Origin of the sequence: Sphingobium sp. S6 (assembly GCF_905120495.1) — a bacterium.
Classification (GTDB): domain Bacteria; phylum Pseudomonadota; class Alphaproteobacteria; order Sphingomonadales; family Sphingomonadaceae; genus Sphingobium; species Sphingobium agri.
On the sequence record NZ_CAJHOG010000001.1, the window covers coordinates 59,093 to 75,992 of the forward strand.

General features: G+C 64.8%; 18 protein-coding genes. 7 read left to right on the top strand and 11 right to left on the bottom strand.

All coding sequences use genetic code 11. From position 1 onward, the window contains the following. Positions 1-4 precede the first annotated feature (4 nt). The 3 genes from SPHS8_RS00320 to SPHS8_RS00330 all read left to right on the top strand — a co-directional run bounded on the left by SPHS8_RS00320 (position 5) and on the right by SPHS8_RS00330 (position 2,805). Positions 5-1,711 carry a long-chain-fatty-acid--CoA ligase gene (locus SPHS8_RS00320; RefSeq protein ID WP_201513421.1) on the top strand — a complete coding sequence of 569 codons (1,707 nt, stop codon included), beginning with the start codon at positions 5-7 and terminating at the stop codon, positions 1,709-1,711. A gap of 43 nt (positions 1,712-1,754) precedes the next feature. After that, positions 1,755-2,288 (top strand): peptide-methionine (S)-S-oxide reductase MsrA, encoded by a 534-nt coding sequence (gene msrA / locus SPHS8_RS00325; protein WP_201513422.1) that lies wholly within the window; start codon positions 1,755-1,757, stop codon positions 2,286-2,288. A 250-nt stretch (positions 2,289-2,538) separates the two neighbouring features. Further along, the gene (locus SPHS8_RS00330; protein WP_236574897.1) at positions 2,539-2,805 is read left to right on the top strand and encodes a hypothetical protein; all 267 of its coding nucleotides are present in this window, start codon (positions 2,539-2,541) and stop codon (positions 2,803-2,805) included. Between the two features lie 215 nt (positions 2,806-3,020). Here the strand turns inward: SPHS8_RS00330 and SPHS8_RS00335 are convergent, their stop codons facing one another. Continuing rightward, positions 3,021-3,977, bottom strand: coding sequence for an L-threonylcarbamoyladenylate synthase (locus SPHS8_RS00335; RefSeq protein WP_201513423.1), 957 nt, complete (start codon positions 3,975-3,977; stop codon positions 3,021-3,023). A 109-nt stretch (positions 3,978-4,086) separates the two neighbouring features. Here SPHS8_RS00335 and SPHS8_RS00340 point away from each other — a divergent pair, with 109 nt between their 5' ends. Next, positions 4,087-4,905: an ATP-binding protein gene (locus tag SPHS8_RS00340; RefSeq protein WP_201513424.1), complete on the top strand. Its 819-nt coding sequence runs from the start codon at positions 4,087-4,089 to the stop codon at positions 4,903-4,905. A 211-nt stretch (positions 4,906-5,116) separates the two neighbouring features. On the opposite strand, the gene SPHS8_RS00345 is transcribed toward SPHS8_RS00340, so the two are convergent. Together SPHS8_RS00345 and SPHS8_RS00350 are read right to left on the bottom strand one after the other, a co-directional pair. Further along, positions 5,117-6,445, bottom strand: coding sequence for a PQQ-dependent sugar dehydrogenase (locus tag SPHS8_RS00345; RefSeq protein WP_201513425.1), 1,329 nt, complete (start codon positions 6,443-6,445; stop codon positions 5,117-5,119). Between the two features lie 41 nt (positions 6,446-6,486). Further along, positions 6,487-6,660, bottom strand: a complete 174-nt coding sequence (locus SPHS8_RS00350) for a hypothetical protein (protein ID WP_201513426.1) — start codon at positions 6,658-6,660, stop codon at positions 6,487-6,489. A 219-nt stretch (positions 6,661-6,879) separates the two neighbouring features. Here SPHS8_RS00350 and SPHS8_RS00355 point away from each other — a divergent pair, with 219 nt between their 5' ends. Continuing rightward, complete coding sequence (locus tag SPHS8_RS00355) at positions 6,880-7,089, top strand: hypothetical protein (protein ID WP_176502176.1); 210 nt, start codon at positions 6,880-6,882, stop codon at positions 7,087-7,089. A gap of 10 nt (positions 7,090-7,099) precedes the next feature. Here SPHS8_RS00355 and argC read toward each other — a convergent pair whose 3' ends face one another. From argC to SPHS8_RS00375, 4 genes are read right to left on the bottom strand one after another with little or no spacing between them, the layout of a single operon-like run. Then, positions 7,100-8,044, bottom strand: a complete 945-nt coding sequence (gene argC, locus SPHS8_RS00360; protein WP_201513427.1) for an N-acetyl-gamma-glutamyl-phosphate reductase — start codon at positions 8,042-8,044, stop codon at positions 7,100-7,102. After that, on the bottom strand, positions 8,041-8,949 hold the full coding sequence (locus SPHS8_RS00365; protein WP_201513428.1) for a C40 family peptidase: 909 nt from the start codon (positions 8,947-8,949) through the stop codon (positions 8,041-8,043). The genes argC and SPHS8_RS00365 overlap by 4 nt, the downstream gene beginning before the upstream one ends. Further along, positions 8,909-9,316, bottom strand: coding sequence for a MarR family winged helix-turn-helix transcriptional regulator (locus SPHS8_RS00370; RefSeq protein WP_097091154.1), 408 nt, complete (start codon positions 9,314-9,316; stop codon positions 8,909-8,911). Before SPHS8_RS00370 ends, SPHS8_RS00365 begins: the two co-directional genes overlap by 41 nt. A gap of 55 nt (positions 9,317-9,371) precedes the next feature. Then, positions 9,372-10,775, bottom strand: a complete 1,404-nt coding sequence (locus SPHS8_RS00375; protein ID WP_201513429.1) for a leucyl aminopeptidase family protein — start codon at positions 10,773-10,775, stop codon at positions 9,372-9,374. Between the two features lie 141 nt (positions 10,776-10,916). Between SPHS8_RS00375 and SPHS8_RS00380 the strand changes: the two genes are divergently transcribed. Both SPHS8_RS00380 and SPHS8_RS00385 read left to right on the top strand, forming a co-directional pair. Further along, positions 10,917-11,120: a hypothetical protein gene (locus SPHS8_RS00380; RefSeq protein WP_201513430.1), complete on the top strand. Its 204-nt coding sequence runs from the start codon at positions 10,917-10,919 to the stop codon at positions 11,118-11,120. Positions 11,121-11,131: 11 nt separating this feature from the next. After that, the gene (locus SPHS8_RS00385) at positions 11,132-11,965 is read left to right on the top strand and encodes a DUF4163 domain-containing protein (RefSeq protein WP_236574898.1); all 834 of its coding nucleotides are present in this window, start codon (positions 11,132-11,134) and stop codon (positions 11,963-11,965) included. Positions 11,966-12,179: 214 nt separating this feature from the next. Here the strand turns inward: SPHS8_RS00385 and rimO are convergent, their stop codons facing one another. From rimO to serS, 4 genes are all read right to left on the bottom strand, one after another. After that, entirely contained in the window at positions 12,180-13,562 is a 1,383-nt protein-coding gene (rimO, locus tag SPHS8_RS00390) for a 30S ribosomal protein S12 methylthiotransferase RimO (RefSeq protein WP_201513432.1), read from the bottom strand. Positions 13,563-13,600: 38 nt separating this feature from the next. Further along, complete coding sequence (locus SPHS8_RS00395; protein ID WP_201513433.1) at positions 13,601-14,659, bottom strand: potassium channel family protein; 1,059 nt, start codon at positions 14,657-14,659, stop codon at positions 13,601-13,603. 19 nt (positions 14,660-14,678) lie between these two features. Then, entirely contained in the window at positions 14,679-15,443 is a 765-nt protein-coding gene (gene surE, locus SPHS8_RS00400; RefSeq protein WP_201513434.1) for a 5'/3'-nucleotidase SurE, read from the bottom strand. 120 nt (positions 15,444-15,563) lie between these two features. Then, positions 15,564-16,841: a serine--tRNA ligase gene (gene serS / locus SPHS8_RS00405; RefSeq protein WP_201513435.1), complete on the bottom strand. Its 1,278-nt coding sequence runs from the start codon at positions 16,839-16,841 to the stop codon at positions 15,564-15,566. Between the last annotated feature and the right edge of the window lie 59 nt (positions 16,842-16,900).

A 16,900-nucleotide genomic window follows, 5' to 3' on the forward strand; every position in this document is an offset into this window, starting at 1 on the left:
CTTAATGGAGAGCAGCGAAGCGGTCTGGAAAGACCATTATAATCATCCCAATGCCTGGGATCAGTCCTTTCCCCCCCTGTCGATGGTCGACATGGTCGTCGCCAGCGCGAAGGCCAATCCCGACGCGGCGATGATCGATTTCCTCGGCCGCCACACAACCTATGGCGAGATGCTGCACGCCATCCGCCGCGTGGCCAAGGGCCTTCAGGACATGGGCGTGCGCAAGGGCGACCGGGTCGGCCTCTACCTTCCCAACGTCCCCCATTATGTCGCCGCCTATTATGGAGCGATGATGGCGGGGGCGATCGTCGTCAATTTCTCCCCCCTCTACACCGCCGCCGAACTGGAACATCAGGTCGAGGATAGCGGCACAAAGATCCTCTTCACTCTGTCCGCCAAGGCGCTGCTGCCGACCGCGCTGGAGGTGCTGGACAATAGCAGCCTGGAACGGCTCGTCGTCGGCTGCGTGGCCGAAGCACTGCCCCCTGCCAAGTCGGTCCTCTTCCGCCTCTTCAAGCGCAAGGAGACGGCGCAGATCCCCCATGATCCGCGCATCACCAACTATGCCGACCTGCTGCGCCATGGCGAAGATCCGGCGGCTGTGGAGATCGATCCCGTCAACGATGTTGCCCTGCTGCAATATACCGGCGGCACCACGGGGCGGCCCAAGGGCGCGATGCTGACCCACCAGAATCTGACCGCCAACGCCCGCCAGATCCGCCTCATCGATCCCCACCCGGAGGCCGTCGATCGCATCATCGCGGTGCTGCCCTTCTTCCACGTCTTCGCCAACACCTGCGTTCTCAACCGCACGGTGCTGAATGGCGGAGAGATGGTCATGCTGCCCCGCTTCGAAGCCGTGCAGGTGCTCGCGGCGATACAGCGGACCAGCCCCACATCGATGCCCGGCGTGCCCACCATGTTTCAGGCGCTGCTCGATCATCCGGCGACGCCCAACATCGACTTCTCCTCGCTGCGCCTCTGCATTTCGGGCGGCGCGCCATTGCCGCTGGAAGTCAAGCAGCGGTTCGAGGCTGCGACCGGCGCGAAGCTGGTCGAAGGCTATGGCCTTACCGAAAGCAGCCCCGTCGTCTGCTCCAATCCCTATGAAGGGCTGAACAAGTCCGGCACCGTGGGCCAGCCGATCCCCGGCACCCACGTCAAGCTGGTCGATCGCGAAGACCCGACCCGCCCGCCGCCCGCCGGAGAACCGGGCGAACTAGTCTTCGCCGGGCCGCAGATCATGAAGGGCTATTGGCAACGCCCCGACGCCGACAAGGACGTGTTTGTCGACGGCTGGCTCCGCACAGGCGATGTCGGCCTCATCGACGAGGACGGCTATGTGAAGATCGTCGACCGTTTGAAGGACATGATCGCCGTCGGTGGCTTCAAGGTGTTCCCAAGCCAGGTCGAAGCGGTGCTCTACCATCACCCCGCCGTCAAGGAAGCGCTGGTGATCGGCATCCCCGACGCCTATCGCGGCGAATGCCCCAAGGCGTTCGTCACGCTTCAGGAGGGCGCGGACATCGATGGCGAGGGCCTGAAAGCCTGGCTCAACCCGCAGCTCGGCAAGCACGAAAAGGTCTGCGAGGTCGAAGTCCGCCTGAACCTGCCCAAGACGCTGGTCGGCAAATTGTCGCGCAAGGAACTGGTCGCCGAGGAACGGGCCAAGGCGCAGTCAGCGACGCGGCAGGCTGGAACCACTGCCTGACCGTCCCTATCTTGTGCGCCACACAGGATAAGGAACCAAGCGAATGGCCGAAGACATCGCGACGCTGGCAGGTGGCTGCTTCTGGTGCACCGAGGCGGTCTACCAAAATCTGAAAGGCGTCCGGTCAGTCGAGAGCGGCTATATCGGCGGCCAGTTGCCAAACCCGAGCTATGAGCAGGTCTGCTCCGGCGCGACCGGCCATGCCGAAGCGATCCGCATCGCCTATGATCCCGAGGAGATCTCCTATGGCGACTTGCTCGACATCTTCTTCGCCACGCATGATCCGACGACGCTGAACCGCCAGGGCAACGACATCGGCACCCAATATCGCTCGGCCATCTTCCCCCATTCGCCAGAGCAGGAAGTGGAAGCCAAGGCCGCGATCGCTCGCGCGCAACCGGATCATCAGAACTCGATCGTCACCACGATCGAGCCTGACGCGCCCTGGTATCCCGCCGAGGACTACCACCAGAAATATTGGGACCGCGTCGGTGACCGGAACCCCTATTGCATGGCGGTCATCCCGCCCAAGCTCGCCAAATTGCGCAAGGGCTTCGCCGAACGGATAGAAGGCTGATTACCAAAAATAGGCCCCTCCCTTTTAAAGGGAGGGGGAAGGCGTGGGTAGCGAGCGCCAGCGAGCCGCTTCTTCCAACACCCTTCCCCGTTCGCCCTGAGCCTGTGGAAGCCTCGTTCTTCCTTTTCTTAGAAGAACGAGGCTTCCACAGGCTCATCCCGGACGGGAATAGATTGGAAACCCCAGAAGCGCTTAGGCTAAGGTTAATCCAGACCATGCCATGCCCGCAGCAGTTCACAGGGGAATATTCATGCGCCCATTCATGACGATCGCCGCAGCCGCTATCATGCTCACGCTGCCGGGCTGCATCGCAAAGACGGCGCTCGACGTCGCCACGCTGCCGGTCCGCGCCGGGGCGCAGGCCGCCGACTGGGCGACCACCAGCCAGGAAGAGTCCGACCGCAACTACGGTCGCCGCATGCGCAAGCAAGAGGCACGCGAAGCCCGCGAACGCAAGGAAGCCGAAGAACAACGCCGTCGCGAGTGCAAACGCGCTGGCTATCGGGATTGTTATTGAGCGCGCAGGCCCCGCTGACCTCAATACTCTCCTCCGTTCGCCCTGAGCCTGTCGAAGGGCTCCACTTTTTAAGGACAGAGGGGCCCTTCGGCAGGCTTAGGGGAGGCTTCGACAAGCTCAGCCCGAACGGGGTGGGCGTGATTTCGATCTAAGGCGCCAAGCCACGATATCCTGTGCCTCCGCGCCCCACGCACCTAAACCAAACAGCCGCCGGATCAAGCCGCCGCCCGCCGCAACCGATCATTGATCGCCACCCCGATCCCTTCGTCCGGGATGGGCGCCACCGCGATATGCGAAGCAGCACTCGCATCGGCCACATGCAAAGCCGCGAACAGGTTGGCCGCCGCTTCCTGCACATCGGCATCGGGGCTGAGGTTCAGATTGCATGGCATCAGACCAAAGCCGATCAGATATTCATCCTTCTCCGCCCGCAATGCATTCAGGCGCACCGGCTTCGATGGCGCATAATGGCTTTCCAGCTGTCCCGGCGCTTCGATCCTGGCCTTCTCCGCCCCGACCACCACCGGAAGCCCGCTCGCTTCCTCCAGCATCGCCGCCGTCACCGGCCCGGGCCGCAGCAGCCGGATGCGATCTTCCTCCGGTGCCGCGATCGTCGACTCCAGCCCCTCGCTCGTCGGCCCTTCGTCCAGGATCAGCCGCACCTTGCCGTTGAGGCTGGCCAGCACATGCTCCGCGCGCGTCGGGCTGATCGCGCCGCTGCGATTGGCGGACGGCGCGGCAAGCGGCCGGTGGCTCTCCCGGATCAGCGCCCGCATCGCGGGGTGCGCGGGCAGGCGTAACGCCACGGTCGGCAGGCCCGCCGTCACCAGCGATGACAGGCCGCTTCCTTCCCGCACCGGCAGCACCATGGTCAGCGCGCCGGGCCAGAAGCGCGCTGCCAGCCGGTCCGCCACTGGCGAAAAGACGGCAAGCCGCTCCGCCATCTGCTGGTCCGCGACATGGACGATCAGCGGGTTGAAGCTTGGCCGCCCCTTGGCGCTGTAGATTGCCGCGACCGCGCTATCGTCCGTCGCATCGGCGGCGAGGCCATAGACCGTCTCGGTCGGCACCGCGACCGGCTCGCCCGCGCGGATCAGCAAGGCGGCCTCGCGCAGGGCTTCGGTGCCATAGCGGCAGATGCGGGTGGAATAGACAGGATTTGGGATGGTCACGGCCCCCGCGATATAAGCCCCTGCGACGTGGAGTAAAAGTCCATTACTACAGAAGAATGACAGGCCCGTTCGCCTTGCCGAGGCGGGGCAGGGGGGCTAAGCCCGCCGCATGACCGACGATATCCTCAGCCGCATCGCCAGCGCGCTGGAGCGCATGGCACCGCCGCCCGCGCCCTCGGCGGACCTCAGCGCCGCATCCGCCTATGTCTGGGATGGCAGCGCGATCCAGGCTGTAGATGCGTTCGAGCCGGTAAATTACGACCTCCTGACCGGCATCGACGCGCAAAAGGCGACGCTGCTCGAAAACACCCGCCGCCACGCCGCGCACCATGCCGCGCATGACGTGCTGCTCTGGGGCGCGCGCGGCACGGGCAAGTCCGCCGTGGTAGCGGCCGTCGTCGACCGGCTCCAGCGGGAAGGGGCGGACATCGCCCTGCTGCAATGCGCGATCGATGAACTGGCCAGCCTGCCGCGCCTCTTTTCGCTCCTGCGCACGACGCAGCGGCCTTTCATCCTCTTCCTCGACGACCTTGGCTTTGACGAAGGCGGCGTCGGCGACGCACGTGCGCTGCGCTCCCTGCTTCAGGGCGGGACGGCGGCGCGGCCCGCCAATGTCCGCCTCTACGTCACCTCGAACCGCCGCCACATCGTTCCGCGCCACCTTTCCGAGCAGGATGACCCCGTCAATCCGCGCGACGTCATCGACGACAAGATGGCGCTGTCCGACCGCTTCGGCCTCAGCCTCGGCTTTCACGCCATCGACCAGCAGGCCTATGTCGACATCGTCACCGGCTATGCCGACAGCCTTGGCCTCAGCTTCGACCCGCTCGAAGCGATTCAGTGGGCCACGCAGCGCGGCAGCCGGTCGGGCCGCGTCGCCTGGCAATATGTGGCGGAACTGGCAGGCCGCAACGGCCGCGCGCTCTGATCCTTTGTTTGCCGATTTCCTAACCAGCACTCGGTTTGGAGCGCTTGGAAATCGTCCATGATCATGTTTTGAATGATCGTCACCCCGGACTTGATCCGGGGTCCCGCTTCTTATCTGACGCCGCCCGGGGAGCGGGACCCCGGGTCAGGCCCGGGGTGACGGAAAAGGAGCCTTGGTGCGGATGCGCCCGCATATGCGATCACGGCCTCAATCACTTGCCCCTAGTCACCCGCCAGATCACGCCGCCGACATCGTCGCTGACCAGCAGCGCCCCCTTCGCGTCGCCAGCGACATCGACCGGCCGCCCCCGCGCATTGCCGTCCGCATCCAGAAAGCCGGTCAGCACGTCGACAGGCTTGGCCTTGCTCACTTCGCCATTGGCGGCGAAGGGCACGAAGACCACTTTGTAACCCGCCGCAGGCTTGCGGTTCCAGCTGCCGTGCAGGCCGACAAAGGCGCCGTTCGCGAACGCGCCGCCGATCTTCACCTTGTCGGCAAAGGCCAGCCCCAGCGGCGCGACATGATTGCCCAGCGCATAGTCGGGGCGCTTGGTATATTCGCGCACTTCCGGCCGCTGCGGCTGGACGCGGCGGTCTTCGTACCCGCCCCAATAATTCCACGGCCAGCCATAAAAGCCGCCGAACTCGATCCGCGTCAGATAGTCGGGCACCAGGTCGCTGCCCAGCATGTCGCGCTCATTCACGACACCCCACAGCGCGCCGCTCTTGGGCTCGAATGCCAGCCCGACCGGATTGCGCAGGCCCGAAGCATAGATGCGATAATCGCCGGTCCTGGGATTGACCTCCAGCACCGCCGCCCGGTTCGCTTCGCCTTCCAGGCCGTCTTCGGCAATATTGCTGTTGGACCCGACGCCGACATAGAGCAGCCCCGTCGGGCCAGCCGTCAGGCTCTTGGTCCAGTGCATGTTCGGCGCATTGGCGGGGAGGTTCAGAATCTTGCGTCCCTTGGCGGCGATCCGCGTCTCGCCCTCCTTATAGGGGAAGGCCATCAGCGCGTCGGTATTGGCGACGTAGAGCGTCCCATCGACCAGCGCCATGCCATAGGGCGAATTGAGCCCGGTCAGGAACGGCGTCTTCACCTCCGCGCGTCCGTCGCCATCGGCGTCACGCAGCAAGGTGATGCGATTGGCCGAAGGCACGCCCGCGCCCGCCTTGTTCATCAGGTAATTCATCACCCGATCGACGAGCCCACCGGAAGGACGGGGCGGGCTGTTCGTCTCGGCTACCAAAATATCGCCATTGGGCAGCACCAGCATCGATCGCGGATGGGCGAGCCCATCGGCAAAGCGCGCGACGGCAAGGCCCTTGGCCGCCACCGGCTTCTCGCCCGCCGTCCACACCTTCACTTCAGCGACGTTGATCGTGGGGATGAGTTCGCTGCGAGGAGCGGTGAACACCGGCTCCTTGCCCGTATCGGCGCCCGCCGCCAGCTTCGCCTTATCCCCTTCCGCCAGATAGAAAATGACGCCCCCAGCGATCAGCAGGAGGATAAGGGTGATGGCGATCAGATGCTTCTTCATGGCGCTTGTCTATGCTGCCGCAACGCGCGCCGCAAGGCGTGCTATCGGTCCCGTTCGCGCAGCCACAGCAGCAGCGCGATCACGCCGCCCAGCGCCGCGCCCGCGAGCAGCCCCGCGCTCGGCTGGCCCATCATGCCGCCGATGATCGCGCCGCCCAGGATCAGCAGCGCGATGATGGCGCCCGCGCCCGTCGGATTCTTCTTGCCATTGGTCATCGCCACCGCCCTTGCCACGACCCGCGGGCCAAGGCCAGCGCTTTGCTCACCGGCTCGCTATGGCACATGCCCGTCCCGATCCAGCACAACTGTACCGCAACGGGACTTGGCTAACGGACCATTCACCCTCGTAACCCGCCGCAGCCCGTCAAAGCATCAAACTGGCACGGCGCTTGAACCCGTGCCTCCCATCGGGGTGAGTTTTTTCAAGGGGTTCTCATGCAGTTGCCATATCTGTCCGGCCGCAAAAGCTATGAGGATGCGGCGGAACTGATGGCGGCCTTTGGTGACAATGCGGGCTATGAAGCGGCAGCGCGCGCAGACCGCAGCCGCGACCTCGGCAACTACATCCATTTCTGCCACTGGCGCCAGATCGAGCGGCTGATCGTGCTGCTCGCGCACGACATGCCGCTCGGCACGGTTCACTAAGCGCCGGGGTTCAGAGCCGCAGCCCGGCCGTCTCCGGCAATCCCGCCAGGATGTTGAGGTTCTGCACCGCAGCACCCGCCGCACCCTTGCCCAGATTGTCGAGCGCCGCCACCAGCCGCACCTGACCCGCATCGTCATTGCCGAAGACGAACAGCGCCAGCCGATCCGTCGCACCGACATGCTCGATCGCGACCTGGCCAAGCACGGCGCTTTCCTCAAGCGGAGCGACGCTCACGATCGGCGATCCCGCATAAGCGTTCGCCAGCGCCGCATGAATGTCGGCAACCTTGGGCGCCCCCGCCATCGCGCGCAGTTGCAAGGGCACCTCGACGATCATGCCGCGATAGGCGTTAGCCACCGCAGGCGCAAAGATCGGCGGATGCGACAGCCCCGAATAGCGCAGCATTTCCGGTATATGCTTGTGCGTCAGGCTAAGCCCATAGGGCCGGAAAGCGCTAGGCGCGCCGCCTTCGCCCTCATATTCCGCAATCATCGCCTTGCCGCCGCCGGAATAGCCCGACGCGCCCGACACCGTCACCGGCCAGTCCGCTGGCAGCAGTCCCCCCAGCACCAGCGGCCGCACCAGCGCCAGGAAGCCAGTCGGCCAGCAGCCCGGATTGGACACGAACCGCGCGTTTGCCAGCTTTTCCTGATGGCCCGGCTCCAGCTCGGCAAAACCATAGGTCCACGCATCCGCCACGCGATGGGCGGTGGACGCATCGATCACGCGCGTTCGGTCATTGTCGATCAAGGCCACCGCTTCGCGCGCGGCGTCATCAGGCAGGCACAGGATCACGATATCGGCGGCGTTCAAAGCCTCCCGCCGTGCCGCCGCATCCTTGCGCTTGTCTTCGTCCAGCGTGATGAAGGACAGTTCGGGCCGTCCGGAAAGCCGCTCGACAATCTCAAGCCCGGTGGTGCCGACCCCGCCATCGATGAAAATCTTGTGAGTCACGCGCCGATCCTCCGCCGCGAAATAATGGGTTCTGCATGATCATCTGCCAGCCGGGCGACCACGTCGGCCAAGGGTTCGACCACCACGGCCATCCAGTGCGCATTGGCATGCAGCAGATTGTCGCCGTCGGTCATGATGCCGACATGGCCGGGGAAGAAGACGAAGTCGCCCCGCCTCGACGGCTCGTCCGAGGGCAGGGGGTCGCCAATGCCCTCGCGCTGCAAATCCGTGTCGCGCGGCGCCTTGATCCCGCACTGGCCAAGCGCGACCTGGACAAGCCCCGAACAGTCGATGCCGCGATGGCCGCGCCCGCCCCACACATAGGGCTGGCCTAGATAGCGCAGCGCCACCGCGACCCAATCGCTTTCCAGAACTTCGGCGCCCACTGCATGGCGCTCATGCACATATCCTTCGGCGCAGGCGACGAAGCCGCCCTCCGCCCAGCCCGTGAAAAGCGCGCCGCCCGGCCAATAGTCGCGAATGGGCGACTTGATGTCGGCCGCGCTGAACAGGGGCGCTGTACCAGCGAACACCCGATGATCGGTCTGTTCGTGCACGTCCAGGGCGTCGCGCCGCACATAGCCGACATAGCCGTCATGCCCGCAAAAGCCCCAGGCCCAGTCGGTCGTGACGTCCAGCGCATGAAAGCTTTCGCCGCGCAGCAATTCGCTTACCGCAGTCGCGGTAACCGCCGCTGAGGCAAGGACCGGCGTCCCAGCGGCGACGCAGGTCAGTTCGATCGAGCGGGCATAATGGGCTGAAAACAGCACCCCTGCCAGTGACAGGTCGGCAAGATCGCCGCGCGCGGCATGGATGCGGCTGTCCAGCTTGACGGAGCGGCCGTCCAGTTTGAACCGGATGCGTTCAGGCGGTGCGTTCCGCAGAGTTGAAGTCGTGGCGTTCATCGCGGCCGGTTCCTGCGATGAAATGGTGAAACGCGTCAAGGAATTCCGCCCCTTTGGCGGTCCGGGTGATGAAAATATTGCGCCGGTCGGCCGCATCCCGCTCCCGGCGAAGATATCCGAGCGCGGAAAGCTTGTTCAGCGCCCGGGTGATCACTGGCTTCGACACATGCAGCGCTTCCGCGAGTCCCCTGACCGTATGCGGCCCGGAACTGATGTACACTGTCATCATCAGCGCCATTTGCCGATTGGTGAGGTCGGGCCTGCCGGATCGCACATAATCGACCAGCGTGCGCATCCATTGGCCGAGTTGTTTCAGACCGGGGCGGTTGAGCTCAGAGCTCTGATCATGTGCAGAGGCGGCATCCATGCCCCCGTAACGCATAATGCACAATCCGGTTGCGTAACGGCCTCATGCCACAGGATCATTTCCGCCCTGATTTTTCATAACGTTGTTCCAGCAGACGGAAAACGGCGCGCAGGCCCAATGCCTCACCACCCTTGGGCCGCCCCGGCTTTGGCGAGGGCCGCCAGGCGAAGGTGTCGAGATGAATCCATTTCGCCTTGTCCGGCACGAACCGCTTCAGGAACAGCGCGGCAGTGATCGCGCCAGCAAAGCCGCCTTCGCCCGCATTGTTGATGTCGGCGATGTCCGACTTCAGCATGTCGGCATAGCCATCCCATAATGGCAGGCGCCAGCTCGGGTCGTCCACTTCGCCGCCCGCCGCGTCCATCTCTGCCGCCAATAAATCATCATTGGTGAAGAGGGCAGGGAGGTCGGGTCCAACGGCGACCCGCGCCGCCCCCGTCAGCGTGGCATAATCGATGACAAGCTCCGGATCATCTTCGCCCGCCAGCGTCAGGGCGTCGGCCAGCACCAGCCGTCCTTCCGCATCGGTATTGCCGATTTCCACCGTCACCCCCTTGCGGCTGCGCAATATGTCCCCCGGCCGGAAGGCGTTCGCGCCCACCGCATTTTCCGCCGCCGGGATCAGAACGTGCAACTGCACCGGCAGGCGCGCGCCCATGATCAGCCGGGCGAGCGCCAGCGCATGCGCCGCACCGCCCATATCCTTCTTCATCAGGCGCATGGCCGATGACGGCTTGATGTCCAGTCCGCCGCTGTCGAAGCAGATGCCCTTGCCGACGATGGCGACGCGCGGATGCTTGGGATCGCCCCAGCGCAGTTCGATGAGGCGCGGGGCAAACTCCTTGCCCGCCGCCCGCCCCACGGCATGGATCATCGGAAAGCCCTGCTCCAGCGGGTCGCCCTTCGTCACCGTGAAGCGCGCGCCGAAGCTTTCCGCGACCTTCGCCGCTTCCTCCTCCAGTTGCGCAGGCCCCATGTCGCCCGCCGGAATATTGACGAGGTCGCGCACCAGCGCCACCGCCTGCGCCAGCCTTACCGCCGCGTCGATCTGCGCCACCTCGCCGGTCAGCAGCACGCGCGGCCCAGCGGCATTGTCGTCGCGGCGATAGCGGTCGAACCTGTATTGCGCCGTCAGCCAGCCAAGCATGGCTGGCCCGGCCGTCCCCTCCGCCAACCGATATTGCCCCTCGGGCAATGTCTCCGCCAGCTTGGCGAGGCACCAGCTGCTGAGTTTCGACCTGTTCGCGACCCCCGCGACCACCGACCAGTCCGAAGGCTCGTCGCCCGGAATGATCGCAAGCTCATATCCCTTGCCCGCGAATTTCTGGGCGGCGACGATGGCGCGCACTCGCTGCGGCTGAGCGGAAAGCCAGCTTTCGAAGCTTTCCGCATCGACGATCTGGATCATATGGGCGGGCTGGTTGTTATCTGCTTTCAGCAGGTCGGAATAATCGGTCATGGGCAGGATTCTGGACAAGGATGGCAGGGTTGGAAAGCCCCATTTTCAACGCGCCGCCGTCTCCATCTGCCCCCGCCATGTTTGCGCCCCGGGCGCGAAAGGCCTAGATTGATGTCAACGCTAACTGGCAAGGAGAGAGACATGGTTATGCATGGCGATGATGCGCGGCAGCAGGCGCTCCGTGCACGTGCCTATCAACTGGCGGAAAGCGGAAGGTTCGACGGCGCGCATGCGGTCGAACAGGCCCTGATCGCGGAAGGTTGGCCGAATGCCTCCGCCGCTCTTCAGAGCAGCTATGCCCGCAAGGCGATCAGCGAGCGCTGTCTGGCGGCCAAGCCGCATTGATGCAGCAATCGATGATGCGAAAGAAGGCGGGGCCGGTCGCAGGACTGGCCCTCTTTCTCTGTGCCTGCACCCCGACCGCCAGTGATCAGCCGGAAGGGCGCGCCGACAAGGGTGAAGATGCCGCTACGGCAAATTTCCTCAACCGCATGGCAGGCGCGGAACAACCCAAACCGCCGTCCGAGCCTTTCCAGCAGGCTGAAAAGACCGATCTGCTGGAGTTTCTCTACGCCTGGCCCGCCCAGGCGTCTGCCGTGCCGCAGATCGCCGCCAAGTTGCGCAAGGATATGGAAAGCGGCAAGGTGGACGCGCTCAAGATGGCTGCGGATGACCGGAAATCGGCGCAGCAGTCCGGCTTTCCCTTCCACGCGCATAGTCTGGAGACGCGCTGGACCGTCGCGGCCGATACGCCGCGCTTCCTGTCGCTTCGCTCCAGCCGCTACACCTATACGGGCGGCGCGCATGGCATGACGGGCTATGACGTGCTGCTGTGGGACAAGGCGCGCAAGCGGGAAACCAGCGTGAACGCGCTCATGACCTCACCCGCCGCCTTTGCCGAAGCCATCCGCACGTCCTTCTGCAACGGCCTGGACAAGGCCCGCGCAAAGAAGCGCGGCGGGCCGATCATGCGGGGAGATGATCCCTTCACCCAATGTATCGATCCGATGAAGGAAGTGCTCGTCCCCACATCGCGCGGCGGCAAGCTGATCGACCGGATCGTCGTCGTCGTCGGCCCCTATAGCGCGGGCCCCTATTCGGAAGGAACCTATGAAGTCCCGCTGGCCGTAGACGCAGCCATGCGGAAGGCGATCAAGACCGAATATCAGAACGCGTTCGCGGGAGGCTGAGCAACCATCTGCGTCGCACGGAAAGAACGCCTTCACCTCCGTTCGCCCTGAGCCTGTCGAAGGGCCCTACTTCCTTCAGGAAGAAGAGCGCCCTTCGACTGCCTGCTTGCAGCTGGCTCTCAGGACAGGCTTCGACAGGCTCAGCCCGGACGGACGAGAGGTTCAGATCAAAGGCACTTTGCTCTAACCGACCGAAGCCTTCGGCCAAGCGTTTCTAAGCCACCGGCGCGCCATAAAGATCATGCTCGTCGGCATCCTCGATCACCACATCCAGGATGTCGCCAGCTTTCACCCCTTCACCAACATCGCGCAGGAACACATTGCCGTCGATCTCCGGCGCATCCGACTGGCTCCGCGCGGTCGCGCCGACCGAACCATCCTCGTCCGGCTCGCCGACCTCGTCGATGATCACCGGCAGCACGCGCCCGACCTTCGCCTGCAACTTGGCGGCCGAGATCGCGGCGGTCTTTTCCATGATCCGCTGATAGCGTTCTTCCTTGACCTCTTCCGGCACCGCGCCCGGCAAGTCATTGGCCGCCGCGCCCTCCACCGGCTCGAACCGGAAGGCGCCCACACGGTCCAGCTGCGCCTCGTCCAGCCAGTCGAGCAGATATTGGAAGTCCGCCTCCGTCTCGCCGGGGAAGCCGACGACGAAGCTCGAACGGATCGCGATGTCCGGGCAGATGTCCCGCCACTTGCGGATGCGGTCGAGCACCTTCGCCTCGTTGGCGGGCCGCTTCATCGCCTTCAGGACGGTGGGCGATGCGTGCTGGAACGGAATGTCGAGATAGGGCGTCAACAGCCCCTCGGCCATCAGCGGAATGACCTGATCCACATGCGGATAGGGGTAGACATAGTGCAGCCGCACCCACGGAGCCGCGCCCTCGCTCGTCCGCAGCTGGCCCAATTCACGCGCCAGGTCGGTCATATGCGCGCGCACCTCGCGGCCCTTCCACTGGCGCGGATCATGCCGCGTATCGACACCATAGGCCGACGTGTCCTGGCTGATCACCAGCAGTTCCTTCGTGCCAGCCGCGACCAGCTTCTCCGCCTCGCGCAGCACCGCATCGATCCTGCGCGACACCAGGTCGCCCCGGATCGAGGGGATGATGCAGAAGGAACAGCGGTGGTTGCACCCTTCCGAAATCTTGAGGTAGCTGTAGTGACGCGGCGTCAGCTTCAGCCCGCCTTCGGGCACCAGGTCGACAAAGGCATTGGGCACCGGCGGCGACGCGTCATGCACCGCATTCACCACCTGCTCATATTGGTGCGCGCCCGTAACGGCCAGCACCTGCGGAAATTTCTGACGGATCAGTTCCGCCTCGTCGCCCATGCAGCCCGTCACGATGACGCGGCCGTTCTCCGCGATCGCCTCGCCGATCGCCTCCAGCGACTCTTCCTTGGCGGAATCGAGGAAACCGCATGTATTCACCAGCACCACATCCGCCCCGGCATAGTCGGCGGACATCAGATAGCCGTCAGACCGCAGCTTGGTCAGGATGCGCTCGGAATCGACGAGGTTCTTCGGACAGCCGAGCGACACCATGCCGACCTTCGGCGCTTCAGGAATTTTGGTTGCCATGATCGGCGCGCACATAGGGATTTTCGCGCCAAATGTCACGCCCGCGCGAAAGATCAGCCGGGGCCGGGCGCCTCACCCACGCCATGCCCTTGAACAATCTCGATGATAAGGTCGCCGGGCTCCAGCCTTTGCGCGCCCTCTTCCCAAAAGCCGATGACCCGCTCGCCACGATAGATGCGCACGCCCAGCCCGGTGCGGATTGCCGAGAGCGGCCCGCCAATCTCCTCCGCCACGGCCGGGCGTTCATGCAGTTTCACCGCGCCGCCGGACGCCGCCAGGTCCGCCATATAGTCCGCGATATGCCGCCCGCTCGTGCTCCCGGCCAGCAGCAGCCCGGCAAAGCTCACCGGGTTGATCACCGTCGTCGCGCCAGCCTGCCGCGCGGGCAGCTCATTATCCTCATTCCGCACGACGATGCTGATCGGCAGCCGAGGGGCGAGATGCCGCGCCGTCAGCGTGATCAGGATCGACGTATCGTCCCGCCCGGCCGACACGATCATGGATCGCGCCCGATCGATTGCCACATCCTTCAGCGTCTTGTCCCGCGTCGAATCGCCGCACATCACGTTGCAGCCCAGATCCTCCGCCTCCACCAGCGGCTTTTCCTGCGGATCGACCACCACGATCTCGCGCGGATCGACGCCCCGTGCCAGCAGTTCCCGCACCGCCTCGCTCCCGCTGGTGCCGAAACCGGTGACGATGATGTGATTATGCAGATCGGCCTGAATGCGAGCCATGCGCCACCTGTAGAAGATGTTGCGGAAAAAGAGATTATAGGCCGTCCCCAGAAAGATCAGCCATACGAACAGCCGGATCGGCGTCACCAGCAGCGCCTCGAACAGCCGCGCTTCCGGGCTCACCGGCACGATGTCGCCATAGCCGACCGTGGTCACGGTGACGGTGGTGAAATAGAGCACGTCAACGAAGCTGATCTGGTCGTCCAGATTGTCCTTCAGCCCGTCGCGCCCGACCCAGTGGATCAGCAGCACCAGCGCGATCAGCCCGAACACCAATCCCACCCGCCAGGCAAGATCGGCCCATACTGGCATGGAGGACCGTCGCCGCAGGAAGCCGGTCTGCGCCAGGGGAGGGCGGGCGGGGTTGATCCTCATCGCGTGCGCCGGACGCCGCTCACGCCTCGAATAGCCGCGCCGTCGCCGCCATCGCCCCATCCTGCGTCAGGTCGTAATGGAGCGGCGTTACGGTCACATAGCCTTCCGCGATCGCGGCCAGATCGCTGCCCTCCGGCACCGAAGAGCTGCTGCCAAGCCCGAACCAGTAATAACGATAGCCGCGCGGATCGGTCCCCTCCACGATATGCGTGCGATCGACGTCATGGAAACCCTGCCGCACCACGCGAATGCCCTTCACCGCTTCGGCGTCGATCGCCGGGAAGTTGACGTTGAACAGCAGGCGGGGGCTCGCGGGCATGTCGACCAGCGGCCGCAGCACCTTTTCGCCCCAGGCTCGTGCAGCGGCAAAGGGCACCGCATCGCCCATCCCCTCGCGCGCATAGACCTGGCTGAGCGCAATCGACTTGATGCCGGAGATCGCACCCTCCATCGCAGCGGACACCGTGCCCGAATAGGTCACGTCCTCGGCCAGATTGGCCCCGCGATTGACGCCCGACAGCAGCAGGTCGGGCGTGGCATCCTTCATCAGGTGCCCGACCGCCATCATCACCGCGTCGGTCGGCGTGCCGGTGACGCTATAATGTTTCTCCCCATGCTGCCGGATGCGCAGCGGCCGGGTCAGCGTCAGGCTGTGCCCCGCGCCGGACTGCTCCTCGGCAGGCGCGACGATCCAGATATCGTCCGACAGCGTGCGCGCAATCTCCTCCAGCACCTTGAGGCCGGGCGCATGCACCCCATCGTCATTGGTCAACAGGACGCGCATGCAGCTTCTTCAACCCTTCTTCCTACCGTCATCCCAGCGAAAGCTGGGATCTCAGGAGATGTCGCACAACCCGGCCTGAGACCCCAGCCTACGCTGGGGTGACGGCGCAAGACGGAAGCCTTACCTCGGCTCCAGCTTGTCAATCCCACCCATATAAGGCTTCAACACCTCAGGCACGATCACGCTGCCATCTTCCTGCTGGTAATTTTCCAGCACCGCGACCAGCGTCCGACCCACGGCGAGCCCCGACCCGTTCAGGGTATGCAGGAAGCGCGTCTGCTTCTCGCCCTCCGGCTTGAACCGCGCATTCATCCGCCGCGCCTGGAAATCGCCGCAATTGGAAATGGAGCTGATCTCGCGATAGGTCTGCTGGCTCGGCAACCACACTTCCAGGTCGAATGTCTTCGCCGCCGCAAAGCCCATGTCGCCGGTGCACAGCAGCACCTTGCGATAGGGCAGGCCCAGCGCCTGCAACACGCCTTCGGCCGCCGCGCACATGCGTTCATGTTCGGCCTCGGACTCTTCGGGCTTGCAGATGGCGACCAGTTCCACCTTCTCGAACTGATGCTGGCGGATGAAGCCGCGCGTGTCGCGTCCCGCCGATCCCGCTTCCGACCGGAAACAGGGGGTCAGCGCGGTCAACCGCATCGGCAGGCTCGCGACATCGACAATCTGCTCGCGCACCAGATTGGTGAGCGAGACTTCGGCGGTCGGGATCAGCCAGCGGCCATCGGTCGTGCGGAACAGGTCCTCGGCAAATTTCGGCAGCTGCCCCGTGCCAAACAGCGCCTCGTCCCGCACCAGCAGCGGCGGGTTCACTTCCTCATAGCCATTGTCGCCTGACTGGCGGTCCAGCATATATTGCGCCAGCGCCCGGTGCAGCCGCGCCATCTGCCCGCGCAACGCCGCAAAGCGAGCGCCCGAAAGCGCTGCCGCGCCCTCGAAATCCAGCCCCAGCGCCGGACCGAAGTCGGCATGATCCTGCGGCGCAAAGTCGAACGCGCGCGGCTCACCCCAGCGGCTCACCTCGACATTGTCCGCCTCGTCCGCGCCCTCGGGCACATCTGCGGCTGGCAGGTTGGGAATGGCCGACAGCAGCGCGTGCAGCTTCTCGCTCACCTCCCGGTCTTCATTCTCCAGCGCGGGCATGCTTTCCTTCAGCGCCGCGACTTCGGCCTTCAGCGTCTCGGCCTTCTCCATGTCCTTGGCCGCCATGGCCGCGCCGATCGCCTTGCTCGCTTCATTCCGGCGCGCCTGGCTCTGCTGCAATTCGGTCTTGATCGCCCTGCTGCGCTCATCCAGCGCCAATATGTCCGCGCTTGAAGCGGCAAGCCCCCTTCGGCCAAGGCCGACGTCGAAAGCTGCGGGATTTTCGCGGATGAAACGGATGTCGTGCATGGGTCAGCCCTATGCCGTTCCGCGATCAGCCGCGCAACCCTGCGCGCTCCCGTCCGTTA